General features: G+C 50.6%; 12 protein-coding genes. 8 read left to right on the forward strand and 4 right to left on the reverse strand.

Annotated features, from left to right (window positions below):
- Positions 1-59 precede the first annotated feature (59 nt).
- Positions 60-398 (forward strand): hypothetical protein, encoded by a 339-nt coding sequence (locus DXA36_RS32790; RefSeq protein ID WP_182478859.1) that lies wholly within the window; start codon positions 60-62, stop codon positions 396-398.
- 116 nt (positions 399-514) lie between these two features.
- On the opposite strand, the gene DXA36_RS01020 is transcribed toward DXA36_RS32790, so the two are convergent.
- From DXA36_RS01020 to DXA36_RS01030, 3 genes are all read right to left on the reverse strand, one after another.
- Positions 515-2,329 (reverse strand): DUF6320 domain-containing protein, encoded by a 1,815-nt coding sequence (locus DXA36_RS01020; RefSeq protein WP_118676379.1) that lies wholly within the window; start codon positions 2,327-2,329, stop codon positions 515-517.
- Between the two features lies 1 nt (position 2,330).
- Positions 2,331-3,272, reverse strand: coding sequence for an alpha/beta hydrolase (locus DXA36_RS01025; protein ID WP_182478860.1), 942 nt, complete (start codon positions 3,270-3,272; stop codon positions 2,331-2,333).
- Positions 3,273-3,360: 88 nt separating this feature from the next.
- Positions 3,361-4,269 carry an RluA family pseudouridine synthase gene (locus tag DXA36_RS01030; RefSeq protein WP_118675822.1) on the reverse strand — a complete coding sequence of 303 codons (909 nt, stop codon included), beginning with the start codon at positions 4,267-4,269 and terminating at the stop codon, positions 3,361-3,363.
- Positions 4,270-4,527: 258 nt separating this feature from the next.
- Here DXA36_RS01030 and DXA36_RS01035 point away from each other — a divergent pair, with 258 nt between their 5' ends.
- The 7 genes from DXA36_RS01035 (at position 4,528) to DXA36_RS01065 (ending at position 12,963) form a co-directional block, all read left to right on the forward strand.
- The gene (locus DXA36_RS01035) at positions 4,528-6,117 is read left to right on the forward strand and encodes an HlyD family efflux transporter periplasmic adaptor subunit (protein WP_182478861.1); all 1,590 of its coding nucleotides are present in this window, start codon (positions 4,528-4,530) and stop codon (positions 6,115-6,117) included.
- Complete coding sequence (locus tag DXA36_RS01040; protein ID WP_118675824.1) at positions 6,095-7,879, forward strand: HlyD family efflux transporter periplasmic adaptor subunit; 1,785 nt, start codon at positions 6,095-6,097, stop codon at positions 7,877-7,879. Before DXA36_RS01035 ends, DXA36_RS01040 begins: the two co-directional genes overlap by 23 nt.
- Before the next feature lie 15 nt (positions 7,880-7,894).
- Complete coding sequence (locus DXA36_RS01045) at positions 7,895-9,550, forward strand: efflux RND transporter periplasmic adaptor subunit (RefSeq protein WP_118675825.1); 1,656 nt, start codon at positions 7,895-7,897, stop codon at positions 9,548-9,550.
- A complete protein-coding gene (locus tag DXA36_RS01050; RefSeq protein WP_118675826.1) occupies positions 9,547-10,875 on the forward strand; it encodes an ABC transporter permease in 1,329 nt (442 codons plus the stop codon). Before DXA36_RS01045 ends, DXA36_RS01050 begins: the two co-directional genes overlap by 4 nt.
- A 13-nt stretch (positions 10,876-10,888) precedes the next feature.
- Positions 10,889-11,464, forward strand: coding sequence for a hypothetical protein (locus tag DXA36_RS01055; RefSeq protein WP_118675827.1), 576 nt, complete (start codon positions 10,889-10,891; stop codon positions 11,462-11,464).
- A gap of 49 nt (positions 11,465-11,513) precedes the next feature.
- A complete protein-coding gene (locus DXA36_RS01060) occupies positions 11,514-12,218 on the forward strand; it encodes an ABC transporter ATP-binding protein (RefSeq protein ID WP_118675828.1) in 705 nt (234 codons plus the stop codon).
- A gap of 91 nt (positions 12,219-12,309) precedes the next feature.
- Positions 12,310-12,963: a peptidoglycan-binding domain-containing protein gene (locus DXA36_RS01065; RefSeq protein WP_118675829.1), complete on the forward strand. Its 654-nt coding sequence runs from the start codon at positions 12,310-12,312 to the stop codon at positions 12,961-12,963.
- 98 nt (positions 12,964-13,061) lie between these two features.
- Here DXA36_RS01065 and DXA36_RS33940 read toward each other — a convergent pair whose 3' ends face one another.
- Positions 13,062-14,123: an ABC transporter substrate-binding protein gene (locus tag DXA36_RS33940; RefSeq protein ID WP_118675830.1), complete on the reverse strand. Its 1,062-nt coding sequence runs from the start codon at positions 14,121-14,123 to the stop codon at positions 13,062-13,064.
- Between the last annotated feature and the right edge of the window lie 25 nt (positions 14,124-14,148).

The raw sequence follows: 14,148 nt of genomic DNA on the forward strand, positions 1-14,148 counted from the left end.
AAAAACAGTGGAACCAATGTGTCTCCTTTTACATATAGTACTGTAAAGGAGATGAGAATATGAACTGTTTATACTTATTATTACTTTTATGCTGCTGCGGCCAGTCCGGTAACTGCGGCTGCCAGAACAACAACTGCTGCCACGATCATTGTGGCTGCAACTGCGGACATCAGTGCGGCTGCGGCTGTCAGAACAACAATTCCTGCGGCTGCCAGGGCAATAACAACTGCGGTTGTGTTTCCCCCTGCATGGATACCCCTGCAAGGCCCTCATGTCCCTGTGCGGATGTAAGACCTGAGCCTATTATTCCCAGGCCTGAACCCAGACCCAGGCCGGAGCCTATGCCCAGACCTTACCCTACATTCAGCGATGGAAAGACCTGCGGCTGTGAAGAATAACAAAAAGGCATCGGTTTAGAATGCCATAATAGGGAAACAGAAAGCGGCGGCTGTACAATTAGTGCAGACGCCGCTTTCTGTTATTTACGCAAACTTCGCAGCTGCCAAATGGCTTTTTAAAAATGCAGTTTTTTGTATAATTCAGAGAACATGTCTTTCCCTTTGAATATAAGAAGCCCGGTCAACAGAAGGAAGCTGATTCCGCTGCAGAGCACGCACAGGTACTTTACGTGGGCTGCTCCCAAAATCAGGAGCAGTGCAGGAAGAAGGCCGTACAAGCCTGCCAAAATGTAGTAAATCATATATTCCTGCACCTTCAGCCGCTGAACCCTGGTAATAATCAGCATGGATAACTGGATGAGCAGACAGACGGAAGGCAGCACGTAGTCTACAGACCAGCCATGCCGTCCTGTGGCATAATCCCAGATCAGACACACGCCGGAGATGAGAAGCATCTGCCAGATGGCGTTTTTCAGAAGATTATGCCTTTTGAAAAAGCCAAGGGCCAGAGCGAGCCACATGCTTAAGGAGCCGCCGATGACATAGGCGGACCAGCGCAGGGAAGGCGTGAAAATCAGATTCACCATAACCGCCGCGCAGGCGGCTGCGATACAGCCAAAGGAAAACCATTGGAAAAAGCGCAGCCCCTTATACTCCACGGTTTTCCTGGCAGGAAAGCGATCTTCCAGGATAGTGGACTCCACGCCGAAGCTCTTCAGGAGCCGGAAAAAGTTCCGTTCCACATTCTGGTTCTGGAAGCCGGAAGCAAAGCTGAGAACCAAATCATCCGCAAAGGAGCACATGCTCAGTTCTATTTTAGGCGTGCTGGTAAAGACACCGAACCGGCTGATATAAGAAGCATATTCTCCGGGCATGGATACCACGCCGAGGTTGGAAAAAACAGCTGTCACATCTTTTTTAGCAAATTGGACACCCAGCTGCATGCCCAGATTTTTCAGTTCCAGGGGGAAAATACGCAGAAAAGGGTTTTGCTCCAGGCTCATAAGGCTGCTCATCCTCCGCCCCAGCCTGTCTTTCGTCAGCTCTTCACGGAAATAGAAGGCAGTTGCTTTTACCACATCCGCAAAAGAGAAATTTTCCTCAGCAAACAGATAACCCGGTTCGATCCATCCGAAGAAATTCAGCATGGAGGAGGACGGGAAATATTTCCGAAGATTGACAGGAACCATGAGGATGACGGGCTTTCTGCGCTGCCGCCTGCTGCATTCCTCATGAATCGCACACAGAAAGACCGCTGTCAGGAAAACGGTCATGGAAACGCCGTACTCTTTTGCTTTCTGTAACAGTGCATGGCAGGAAACCAGCCCTTCTGTGACGTTCAGGTGTCCATAACCTGTCCGCACACCGGATATCTGATAGGCGTGCGCCTTTTTTTCCTTCTTTCCGCCTGCTTTGGTATAATATTTGGAAAATCCGTCGGATTCCTGGTCCTCCGGGGTCATATCTTCCTCTGTAAATGAGATATCGGGCAGGTTTGCATCTTGGTACTTCAGAAGCAGATAGTTTTTTACCAGCTCCTTCAGGAACTGTATGGCGCCGGTGCCGTCCGTGAGGGCATGGAACACTTCAAAATTAATGCGGTTTTTATAATAGGTAACCTGGAAGAGCAGGGTTTTTCTGTCCCTGATATACAGATTCAGACAGGGAGGCTCCGTCTCTTCCTTTACCTCCGGTTTCAGTTCGCTCTTTTCCAGGTAATACCAGAAAAGTCCCTTGCGCATGACGGAAAGGAAAACGGGATATTTGTCAATCGTTTTATCCAGGGCAGCCTGAAGCCTGCCGCCGTCTGCAGGCTCCTTAAGCTCACAGTAGAAGCGGAATACCCGGGTATCCTTTTTGCTGCTGGTAGCCGGGAAGATTTTTGCGGCGTTGTCCAGTTTTCTCCAATACGATCCTTTGGTGCCAAACACTTTATTCATTCTCCTTCAGAAATTGATTGATAATCGTGTAGCTTTCCTGTACATGGAAATATTTGATGCCCAGGGCAAAAAAGCCGTGGAGGGCATCCTGGATTCTGTGGATTTCCACCTCATTACCGGCATCCTTCAGCCTTTTTCCATACCATTCCCCTTCGTCCCGCAGGGGATCGAACTGGGCCGTGAGAATCAGGGTACGGGGCTGGCCGGACAAATCCGGTTCCAGGATCGGGGCAAAATAAGGATTCTGCCGATCCGCCCCGTCACTTTGGTAATAATCCAGGTACTGGCACAGCTTCTGCCTGGTGAGCAGAAAATCACTGCCGTTTTCCCGGACGGAGGAAAAAGGGGAGGCTTCTGAATAATCATTGCTCACAGCCGGATAGATGAGGATTTGCTGACGGGGCATGAACTCGCCCCGATCCCTTGCCATCAGAGAAAGGGCGGCAGCCAGGTTCCCTCCGGCGCTGTCTCCGATTAGGGTGATACGGGAGGGATCCACATTCAGCAGAAACCGGTTGGTATAGATGGCTCTGGCCACTGCATAGCAGTCCTCCAGCCCCGCGGGGAACCGGAATTCCGGAGCCAGCCGATAACCGACGGAGACCACCACATGACCGGTATCCTTAGCCAGTCCCGCGCATACTCTCGTATAGGTATCCACGCTTTCCGTAATCCAGCCTCCTCCATGGAGAAACAGAAGTACCGGCAGTGTATTTCCCTCCATCCCGTTCTGTACGGGAAGTTCTTCCCCCGGAAGATAGATCCGGGTAGGGACCTCAAAGGATCCGTTATAGATTCTGGTATCTATGGTTTTGTAAAAACGCCTGAGCGGATCGATAGCCTTGATATTGGCAAAGGCCCGCGAGGACTGCACATTTATATCCCCGTAGGAAAGAGCCTTCAGGACGGTACGCATTGCTCTGTTTATTGCCATCTGTTAGTTTACCCATATTCTGCGGCGCAGAATTCCTTTTCATAAAAAAGCATAGCACTATCTGGAAAAAAAGTAAATGGACACTGTGTCAGACTTCTCTGCCCAAGTAACAATTCAAAGCCTGTTTCATATCCTCCGGCAGGGGAGAAGAAAAATCCAAAGGCTTTCCTGTAATGGGGTGGGAGAATTCCAGACGGCAGGAATGCAGCGCCTGGCGGCGTATGAGGGCGGTATCCGGATTGTATAGGAAATCGCCGATGATGGGATAGCCGATGTACTTCATATGAACCCGGATCTGGTGGGTACGGCCCGTTTCCAGATGAAGCGACAGCAGGGAACAGCCATTTGCTTCCTCCAGCACCCTGTAATGGGTCACGGAAGGCTCCCCGTTCCGGAAATCTGCCATCCGCCGGATGGCGGAGTCCGGATCCCTTCCCAAAGGGACGTTTATTGTGCCGCAGGAGGGGAGGCCGGTGCCGCTTACAATAGCCAGATATTCCCGTCTTATTTCCCTCCCTGCAGCCATGGCCGACAGAATCCCGCCGCTTACCATATGCTTGGCAATAATAGTCAGGCCGGTGGTGTCCCGATCCAGCCGGTTGATGCAGCGAAAGACAAAAGGGATATCCTGTGCGGAAAAATACCAGGCCAGACCGTTTGCCAGGGAATTTTCATAATTATTCAGAGACGGATGGATTGGCATATCCGCCTCTTTATCCAGGATCATGAGATCCTCATCCTCATAGACAATATGGAGAGGAAGAGGAACGGGAGGGATTTTTTCGGAGACCCTGTCCTCAAGGATATTCACAGTAAGAAAGTCTCCTGCCTTCAGCGGCTGGATTACATAAACAGGCCTGTTGTTCAGCAGGATCCCCTGTTCATATTTCTTCAGATGCACCAGATTCTGGCCGGAGTAGCGTCTGCGTTTCAGAAATTGCTTTATAGTAAGGCCTTCTTCCTCGGCCCCGATTTCATATTGGATTGTCCGGTTCATTTTTTCTTTTTCCTGTCTGCTGTTGTGCGCCCTAAGCGTGCCTGTACCCAGTATATAGTATTTGGACCAAAGCTGCACTCTTAAAACCTGATGAACACAGAATTTTCACATTTTAAACAAATATTAGAAACATTTTCCCGTTAAAATCAAATAAGCTTAACATGTAAATTATTAACATGTATATGGTTAGCTTGTTAACAAAATTGTTTCAAGAACGGATCATCTGAAGAAATGAGAATACCATTGAGGAGGAGACGGATGAAGATGACGGATAGGCTGAAATGCCTGGACAGAAAAAAGAAGATTGCCTTAGGGGTAATCCCTATACTGACACTGATGCTGTTGGGCGGTGTTATTTTTTGGCTTATGCGAAAGGACGGGCAAAACCAGGCAGGGCCGGCGGGCGGGCCGGAGATGGCGGCGGGATTTGGCGAAAATGTGATATCGGCAAGCGGCAGTACCTCTGTAGGGATGCAGGAAGAAACCTTCGATTTGGATTACATAGAAACGGAACTGAAAATTGAGGAGGTATTCCTGTCCGGCGGTGATGAAGCGGAAGCGGGGACCCCGATTCTGAAGCTGTCGGAGGAAAGCGTGGAAGCGGCCCGGAGAGAACTGGAACAGAAAGCGGTGGAGGCAGCCCTGAATTACAGGCAGCAGCTTCTGGACAGTGAAGAGGAAACGATAACTGCAAAGCAGACCTATGATACCAGTGTTACAAATGGGAAATATGCTTCTTATACCTATGAAGAATCCCTGAAGGAGTATGCGGATAAAATCAGTGATCTGCAGGAACAGGTGGAAGAAGCACAGGAGCTGGTGGACGAATATACCGACTCCGTGGAAAACGATTATTATTATACCTATTATGAAGTGGCTGAAAAAAAGGAGGAATTTGAAAAAAGCTTTTCCGCCCTGATGCAGCTTTATGAAGAATGGGATGTGGCGGGGCTGGAGGATCATTACAGAACCGTTTCGGGAAGTGCGGGAAACAGCGCTTCTTCATCAGACCAGTCTTCTTCCGGCCAGTCCGCTGCTTCCGGGCAGCAGGTATCCGGCGGGGGGCAGATGGGAGGAGGGAATAACCCTGCCTCGGAAAATAACTACACCAAGCTTACGGTATACAATATGCTGGATGAAGAGGTCCAGGAAAATGAGAAGCTATATGACCAGGCCGTAGAAGAGTATGAAGCCGCAAAGAAAAAAGCGGCAAGCTCCCTGTCCCAGGCGCAGACGAACCTCAAGCTGCTTAACACCCAGCTGGAGGAAGCACAGATTGCATACGATAAACAGCAGGTCAGCAGTCAGAGCGATTATGATGCCGCAGCCGCAGAGAGCAGTTCGGCGCAGGAGGTCTATGAAGCCGAACTGAGCCGGATAGAGGAAGAGACCAGTGTGGCTTTGAATGAAAAAGAAGAAGCGGAGGAAAACCTTCAGGAATTTGAAGAACAAATAGGGGATGGTTATTTGTACACACAGAATGCCGGGACCATTATGATGGTGGGAGTAAGAAAGGAATCCGCACTTTCCGGGAGCAGTATGGTGCTTGCCTACAGCAACCCGGAATCCGTAACCGTGACAGCATCCGTAGATCAGTCATCGATTGCATCCATTGCCATCGGTGAAAGCGCTGTGGTGGAAATTTCCGATTATGGTACCTTTCAGGGAAGAGTGGGGAAAATCAATCCCGTTTCCCAGTCCGACAGCAAATCCAGCATCTATTACTCCGTTACCATAGAACTGTCCGGAGATATAAGCGGGCTTTCCCAGAACCTGTCGGCTGCCGTATATTTCGGAATCCAGGAATCGGAAGAGGAGACTGTAAATGAAACACAAACACAGGAATAAAAAAGTTGTCGTAAAGCTGGTTCTGGCCGGAACCGCATTTCTTGCGCTGGCCGCGGTATGCGTCTATACGGTTTTCATACGCCCGAACCTTACCGCAGAAACCGTAATTTATATGGAAAGCCAGGTACAATCCGGCAGTCTTGTCCAGGGAATCATAGAGAGCGGAAGTATAACGCTTCAGGAAAGCTATATCCGCTATGATCTGGATATTAATTATTCGGAAGATGAGGAAGAGGACGACGAGGAGGAAGAAGCGAGCCGTTATCTGCAGATAGAGGAGGTATATGCCGTACAGGGCCAGCGTATGCAGGAAGGGGATCCGCTGTTTAAGCTTTCCCAGGACAGTATTGCTGCGGTAAGGCGGAAGCTGCAGAAAGCCAAATCGGAGGCACAGCTGGATCTGGCTGATGCCAGAAGTGAATACAGTTCCCAGGCCAGAAGTGCCAAGAGCACCTACAGCACTTCCAAAGCGGAAGCGGATACCGCGTCCCGTACCTATGAGACTTCTGTAAACCGCCTGCAGCAGGAAATAGAATTACTTTATGGGGATATCCAGGTATTGGAGGCGGAAATCAATGATTATAACGAAAAGCTGACAGATGAGGATACCCTGGAGGAATACAGTGACTTGAAATACGCTTATGAAAAAGCGGAGAAGAAACTGGAAGAAACGGATGCCTCCAGTGTTGCCGCCTACACCGCTAATTATTCCAGCTTTCAGAGTGCAAAAACAGCGTTTGAAGCATTGGACGATACCCTGCAGGGCTATCGGGACAGTATAGAAGAAAACCAGGAGCAGATTCTGGAAAAACTGGAGCAGATAAATACCTCCCAGAGCAGCCTTGCCCAGGAAGAAATGACCGCGCAGCAGACCTATGACAGCGCGGTGCTGGGAGGAAACCTGGCGGGGGATATCTATGGCTATACCCTGGATTCCCTCCAGGATACCGTGGATGAGGCGCAGGCGGCTGTGGATGAGGCCGGGGAACTGCTGGAGGAGTTCGAAGCCTTTGTGGGGGACGATGGGATCCTTTACGCGGACGGAACCGGCCTGGTTACGGATATTGCTTATGAAGCCGGCGATAAGCTGATGAATACAGGGGTCATGCTCTCCTATGCGGCCCGGGATGCCTATACCATAACCATTGATGTATCGGAAGAGGACATTTCCTATATCAAGGTAGGTGACACGGTAGATATTATATGCAATGCCTATCCGGATGAAACGTACGAGGGGACAGTGGCAGCGGTAACCACTTCCGCGGACAGCGGCTATTCATCCACAGTCAACTACCCGGTAACCATACAGGTAGAGGGGGATACCGGCAAGCTGTACGGAGGAATGACGGCGGATATTACCTTTGTCACGGACAGCGTGGAAGACGTACTCTATATTTCGGCAAAAGCAGTTGTCACGGCAGAAGATGGAAGTACCGGTGTTTATGTGAAAAACAGCGAAGGGGAAATGGAACTGAAGCCGGTGGAAACCGGATTTTCCAATGGCTCCGAGGTGGAAATAACAAGCGGTCTGTCAGAAAGAGATACGGTTTACATTGCCAGTACAGTGAGTGCGGGACAGAACGAAGAAAGCCTGAAGCAGTCCGGATCCGGCCGGACGGATGGAAATGCGGGAAGCGTGCCGGAGGGAGAAGAAAGCGGGCTGCAGGGATTTCCGGCCGGCATGGAGGCGCCGGGGAGTAATTCCCTGGGAAATTCCCCGCAGGGGGGCGCTCCGGATTTCAGCGGCCCGGGAATGCCATAAGGGAGGAGGACATATATGAAGAAGATAAATAAGAAAACGCTATGGATTGGATCCGGCCTCTGCCTGGTATTGGCTCTTGGCTGCGGAATCGGTTATTGGGTAGCATCCGGTGATGACGAGATCACCTACCGGGAAGTCCTGGTGGAATATGGAGAACTGACCGTAGGGCTGGAAGAAAGCGGCAATGTGACGGTGGGGACAACGGAACAGACCTTTGATCTGGATCTGAGTGCATATACAGGAGGAAGCACAGACAGCTTTTCCTGGGGACAGGGCGGAAATATTTTTCAGGGGATGGGAGGAAACAGCAGTTCCGGCTCCCCTTCCTCCTCTTCCTCTTCCCGGAATCTGGTGGTGGAAGAGGTGCTTATAAAGGAAGGACAGGAGATTACAAAGGGGGATCCGGTTTACCGGATTACGGAAGAGAGTATCCATACTATACGGGAAGAGCTGCGCAGCGATGTCTCTGATGCGGAGGTTACTCTGGCAAAGACCGGCACCCAGAAACAGATGACGGAACTGGAAGCCAGGCAGGATTATGAAACCAATGTGGCCTATGGGACCCTTGCGGATGCGGAATACCAGAACGCGGTGACAGCGCTTGCCGATGCCGTTGCGGATAAGGAAGAGCAGATCGCGGATAGCAGGGAAGAACTGGAGGAGCTGAATACCCTTCTGGCGGAAAAGCAGGCCGATCTGGAAATGGAGAAAAAGGTTCTGGAAAATGGGGAATATGTGGTGGACACTACGGAAATCGTTTTCGATGCCTATGGATGGATCACGGCGGAAAACGCCAGGGAAGAGGCGGCGGCAGTGGTGGAGGAGCTGGAAGCTACGATAGAGGAAACCACGGACTCTATCCGGGATAAGGAGAAGGAACTGGCGGAACTGGAAGAAAGCCTTACAGGCGCTAAACGGGATCTGGAGCTGGGGCAGATAGAAGCCCGGGCCCAGCTGGATAAGCGGAACCTGGCATACCAGACAGCAACAGAGGCTTATAATGTGAGTGTGGAACGCAGCGATTTCGATGCGCAGACAGCCCAAGCGGACTATGACGATGCAAAGGGCAAGCTGGATGAATTCGATGGTTATCTTACCGATAATGTGATTGCGTCCGGCTACAGCGGTGTTGTTACGGAGGTCTCCCTGGAAGCAGGGGATACGGTGAACGCAGGGAATACGCTGTTGATTCTGAATGATTATGATGAGGTTACCGTAACGGTTTCTGTTGAGGAATCGGAACTTGCCAATATCAGGGAAGGGGATTCCGTGAATGTTTCCATCGCTTCCTATCCGGATGACGAATTTACCGGGGTTGTGGAGGATATCGGCGAATCCGCCTATAACAGCTCCACCGGGACCACCTATGTGGAAATCAGTGTGAAGCTGGGAGGAGAAACATCCAAGCTTTACGAGGGGATGACGGCACAAATCACATTTATAACGAAAGAAACGGAAACCGTAACCTATGTATCCAACCGGGCCATAATCCGGGAAAATGGGAAATCTTATGTAAAACGCAGATTACCCGCGTCCGAAAAGGAGCCGGACGGCGCCATTATCAAACAGGAGGTAACCACGGGATTCTCAGATGGTATTAACGTGGAAATCAAGGAAGGACTTTCCGAGGGAGATACGGTCCTGATAGAAAGTAAGGTGAGCGATTCATGAAAGTGACAGAAATACTGCGGCTCGTCTGGCTGAATTTATCGGCTAACAAATCTAAGGTCATTCTTACCTCAACAGGAATTATTGTAGGCGCAGCCACCATTATGCTGGTAATTGCCATTGGGACAGGAGGAAAGGAAGAGGTTGCGGAACAGTTTAAAAACCTGAATGCCGGCGCTATTGATATTTCCTATGAATACCAGGGAAACAGCGGGGGCGGAATGCCCGGAGGAGGCGGCGCAGGAATGCCCGGCGGGGGAGGCGGGGGAATGCCCGGCGGCGGTTTCGCAGGAGGAGGCGGTTTCAGCTTCGGAGGCGGCATGTTCATGATGGAGCAGAGTCGGAGCAATACGGAACGGATAACCCTTTCGGAGGCCGATATGGAAGACCTGGAAACCTTTGTGCCGGGGATTGCCCAGACTACCATGAGCTTTTCTATGACATCCGCCGTGGATGGAGGAGAGCTGGAAAGCAGTATGAATTACACGATAGCGGGCGTACAGAGCAATTATGCGGGTATCAGCAATCTGCAAATGGCTTTGGGCGATTTCCTTACAGACGACAACAATACCTATAAGGAAAAAGTCTGTGTCCTGGGATACAATGTGGCAAAAGCGGTATTCGGAAGCGTATATGATGCGTATGACGGCACGGTTTATATTGATAACCGGCCCTATCAGGTGAGCGGGATCATCAGCGAGATGGGAACCGTAGCGTCCGGAATCAGTCCGGATGACGCCATATTCATTCCTTATAATACCGGGGTTAAATATTTATCCAGCACCAGTGTCAGTCCCACCATAACGGTTATAGCTGAGAATGTAAATGATGTGGATGCGGTAATAACCAACATAGAACAGGTGCTGGCGGAAAGCTATCCCAACGCGGAATTCACAATTTCCGATGCAGGAAGTAAAATGGAGGCGGCGTCCAAATCCAATGATACGCTGACCATGCTGCTCATCTGTATGGCGGTAATCGTATTTATTGTAGGCGGCCTTGGTATCATGAACGTCCTGTTTGTTTCCGTAAAGGAAAGGACGAATGAGATCGGCATCCTGAAAGCTATCGGCTGCTGTAAAAAGGATATCCTGGTGGAATTTTTGATGGAGGCCAGCTGTATCAGCCTGGTGGGAGCGGTTTTGGGAGTCATGCTGGCACTTGGGATAACACCTGCTCTGGAATATTTCGGTGTGAGAGTGGAGCTTTCCGTTCTGGGTGCGGTGCTGTCCCTTATATTCGGGGTCCTTACCGGTACGGTCTTTGGGTTCTATCCGGCTTACCAGGCATCCAATCTGATTCCGGTAGTGGCTCTTAACCATGAATAGAGGAGGGAAACAGATGGAGCAGAAAAAGGGCAAAAAGAAGAAAAAAGGGAAAAAGAGGATCGTTATTGGTGCGGTATTCTTCTGCCTTATCACAGCCGCCGGAGGGGCTCTTTTCTGGCAGAAGCAGGAAGCGGATGCTTCGGAAAGCGAAACTGTGATCGCCGCAGGGGAAAAAGAAGAAATCATGTATGCCCGGATCGACAGCATTGTGGGAAATGAGCTGGAGCTTTCCCTGGCGGAACAAGCGGCAGCGGATACCGGGGAAAAAGAAAGCGGCCCGGATGGGGCGGCCCGGAAAGAAGAAAGCGGCATGCCGGAAGCCGGCGTACAGCCCCCAGCCTTCGGGCAGGATAGCATGGCAGCGGGAAACCAGCCTGCCGGCTTCCCGGAAGATATAGGAGGAGCCATGAACGCGGCTGCCTATACGCTCACGGGAGAAACCAAAAGCCTTGAGGTACCGGTAGGTACACAAGTGATTACCAAGCTGGGGGTGGCCACTACTTTTTCCCGGCTGTCCTCCGGTAATATCATCGCTGTTTTACTGGAAGAAGGAACCGATAATATTCTGAAAATATGGATTGTATCATAGCGTGTACGCAAGGAAGCGTAAAGCAGCAGATACATGGCAGGGAGCCTAAATGGAAAAAGACAGGGAATTCATGATTTTAATAAACAATATCAACAAAGGCTACATGCTGGGAGAAGAAAAAGTGCCGGTTCTGAAGAATGTATGCTTTCAGGTGAAGAAAGGGGAGTTTGTGGCAATACTCGGTCCCTCCGGATCGGGAAAAACAACGCTCATGAACATTATCGGCTGTATGGATATCGCCGATTCCGGGGAATATTACCTGGACGGAAATGCCATCCACGAAATGGAAGAGAGTGAATTAAACGATGTAAGAAACAAAGAAATCGGGTTTATTTTCCAGAATTATCAGCTGATACCCACTTATAATATTCTCCAGAATATCATAATGCCCCTGGTGGTAAGGGGGATGTCCTCCGGCGAAGCGGAAGAAAAGTGTATGGATACCATCCGCCTTTTAGGGCTGGATCACAGGCTGCGCCATAAGCCCTCCGAACTGTCCGGAGGGCAGAAGCAGCGTGTCTCCATTGCCAGAGCCCTGGTGGGAGAACCCGCCATCCTTCTGGCGGATGAACCTACGGGCGCCCTGGACAGTGTAAGCGGACAGGAAGTGCTGAAGCTGTTCGGAAAGCTGAATGCTATGGGGCATACCATTGTCATGATTACCCATGACCTGAACGTAGCCAAAGCGGCAGGGCGTATCGTGCACATTATTGACGGGGAACTGAGCGAGGAGGAAAGCCGGGAGGGGGAATGAGAACCCGGGCAGGTGAAAACACGGGGAGCAAATTTCGTTTACTTCACAGGGATTATCCTTTATAATTAGGTACAAGAGGAGGACTTGGCCTATGAATAAAAAGATAGTTCTGACATGTCTGGCAGCAGGCATTCTTATGTGTATGCTGCCGGCCCAAAAGGTAAACGCGGCAGAGAACCAGACTGCGGAGGATTATTATTATCAGCTGCTTATAAGCGGGTCGTATCCTTATAATACGCCGGCGAATACAGGAAATGCAGGAGCCGGTGTTCCGGTTATGCCGGCAGGGGGATGGGAGCAAATGGTATCGCTGGCGAACCAGCAGCTGACACAGGCTGTGGCGCGGCAGCAGGCTTTGGAGGCCACCCGCCAGAATCTGGACGGACAGCTTCAGGCGGCGGCCCAGGCGGTAGTTCAGGCCCAGGCGGCTTTGACGGCGGCCCAGCAGGCCTATGCATCCGCGCTTCAGGCAGCGGCCTACAGCCAGCAGGCGGCGCTTTTAAACCAGCAGGCCGCACTTGGCAATCCGGGTGCGGGAAATACGCAGCTGACGGCAGCGGCCCTGCCGGCGGAAACGATTCTGCAGGTACAGAATCTGCTCACTTTTTATGGCTGCGCCTGCAGCCCTACCGGGGTGTACGATGTTCAGACACAGGCGGCCCTGATTGCGTTCCAGACTAAGTATGGGCTTGTGGTGGACGGTACGATCAATGCCCAGGTATTACAGCTGTTCGGATTAGGATAGAAAGAAGGAGCCAAAAAGAGCGTAAGCTGTCCGGTTGAACCGGAAGCTTGCGCTCTTCTTGGTTTCTGTTCTTTGGATGCCGGGGCAGCCGGGCGGGGTCAGCTGGATTTCACTTCCTTCCACAGCTCATTATAAAGGGAATCCGCATCATCTCCCAGATAAGTAAAGGTCTCCAGATTATGGTATTCACTCAGATTGGGGAAGGCAATTTTGGAATTCCGGATGTCTTCGTCCTCAATCAAATCCCTGGCGGCATCGTTGGGAGTGGAGTAGGTGATATACTCAAAATTTTTCAGGGCAATATCGGGGCGGCACATAAAATCAATGAATTTTTCTGCATTTTCCATATTGGGAGCATCTTTGGTAATTACCCAGGAATCGATCCAGACATTGGTGCCTTCCTTGGGAACCACATATTCCAGATCCGGGTTTTCCCTTTGTGTATAAATTGCTTCACCGGAATAAATAACGCCGATAGCAGCCTCATTGCCAATCATTTTATCCCTGACCTGATCGATGACATAGGCCTGTACAAGGGGTTTCTGGGCAATGAGGGAATCTCTTGCCGTATTCAGCTCATCCGGATTGGTGGAATTCATGGAATAGCCGTTCAGCTTCAGGGCTACCATGAACGCATCGCGTACGGAATCCTGCATCAGAATATTGTCCTGATACTTTTCATCCCATAGAATGGCCCAGCTGTCTACCGGATCCTCCACCATGGTTTTGTTGTACAGGATACCTACGGTTCCCCAGCAATAGGGCACGGAATATTTATTTTCCGGGTCAAACTGGCGGGACTGTTCCCAGTATTGGTCCCCGATATTTTTTTTCGCATTGGGAATGTTGTCAAAATTCAGTTCTGCCAGCAGGTCGTTTTCAATCATCTTCTGAATCATGTAATCGGACGGGCAGACCACATCATATTTGGAAGCACCTGCTTCTATTTTAGGATACATGATTTCATTGGTTTCGAATTCATCATAGATGACCTTTATCCCTGTTTCCTCTTCAAACATGGTGATGGTATCCGGATCGATATACTCGCCCCAGTTATAGACCACCACCTCCCCGCCGTCGGCGGCGGAAGCAGAACCGCAGGCTGTAAGGGGAAAAACAGCCAGAGACAGCGCCAACAATAACGATAGACCTTTTTTCATTTGCTTTCCTCCTGGTACGGAACCT

This window comes from Eisenbergiella sp. OF01-20 (assembly GCF_003478085.1).
In the GTDB taxonomy this organism is placed as follows: Bacteria; Bacillota; Clostridia; order Lachnospirales; family Lachnospiraceae; genus Eisenbergiella.

Excerpts from the sequence above, each read along its gene's own strand:
- DXA36_RS32790 (WP_182478859.1), top strand. The coding sequence starts at position 60 with ATGAACTGTTTATACTTATTATTACTTTTATGCTGCTGCGGCCAGTCC.
- DXA36_RS01025 (WP_182478860.1), bottom strand. The coding sequence starts at position 3,272 with ATGGCAATAAACAGAGCAATGCGTACCGTCCTGAAGGCTCTTTCCTAC.
- DXA36_RS01030 (WP_118675822.1), bottom strand. The coding sequence starts at position 4,269 with ATGAACCGGACAATCCAATATGAAATCGGGGCCGAGGAAGAAGGCCTT.
- DXA36_RS01035 (WP_182478861.1), top strand. The coding sequence starts at position 4,528 with ATGAAGATGACGGATAGGCTGAAATGCCTGGACAGAAAAAAGAAGATT.
- DXA36_RS01040 (WP_118675824.1), top strand. The coding sequence starts at position 6,095 with ATGAAACACAAACACAGGAATAAAAAAGTTGTCGTAAAGCTGGTTCTG.
- DXA36_RS01045 (WP_118675825.1), top strand. The coding sequence starts at position 7,895 with ATGAAGAAGATAAATAAGAAAACGCTATGGATTGGATCCGGCCTCTGC.
- DXA36_RS01050 (WP_118675826.1), top strand. The coding sequence starts at position 9,547 with ATGAAAGTGACAGAAATACTGCGGCTCGTCTGGCTGAATTTATCGGCT.
- DXA36_RS01055 (WP_118675827.1), top strand. The coding sequence starts at position 10,889 with ATGGAGCAGAAAAAGGGCAAAAAGAAGAAAAAAGGGAAAAAGAGGATC.
- DXA36_RS01060 (WP_118675828.1), top strand. The coding sequence starts at position 11,514 with ATGGAAAAAGACAGGGAATTCATGATTTTAATAAACAATATCAACAAA.
- DXA36_RS01065 (WP_118675829.1), top strand. The coding sequence starts at position 12,310 with ATGAATAAAAAGATAGTTCTGACATGTCTGGCAGCAGGCATTCTTATG.
- DXA36_RS33940 (WP_118675830.1), bottom strand. The coding sequence starts at position 14,123 with ATGAAAAAAGGTCTATCGTTATTGTTGGCGCTGTCTCTGGCTGTTTTT.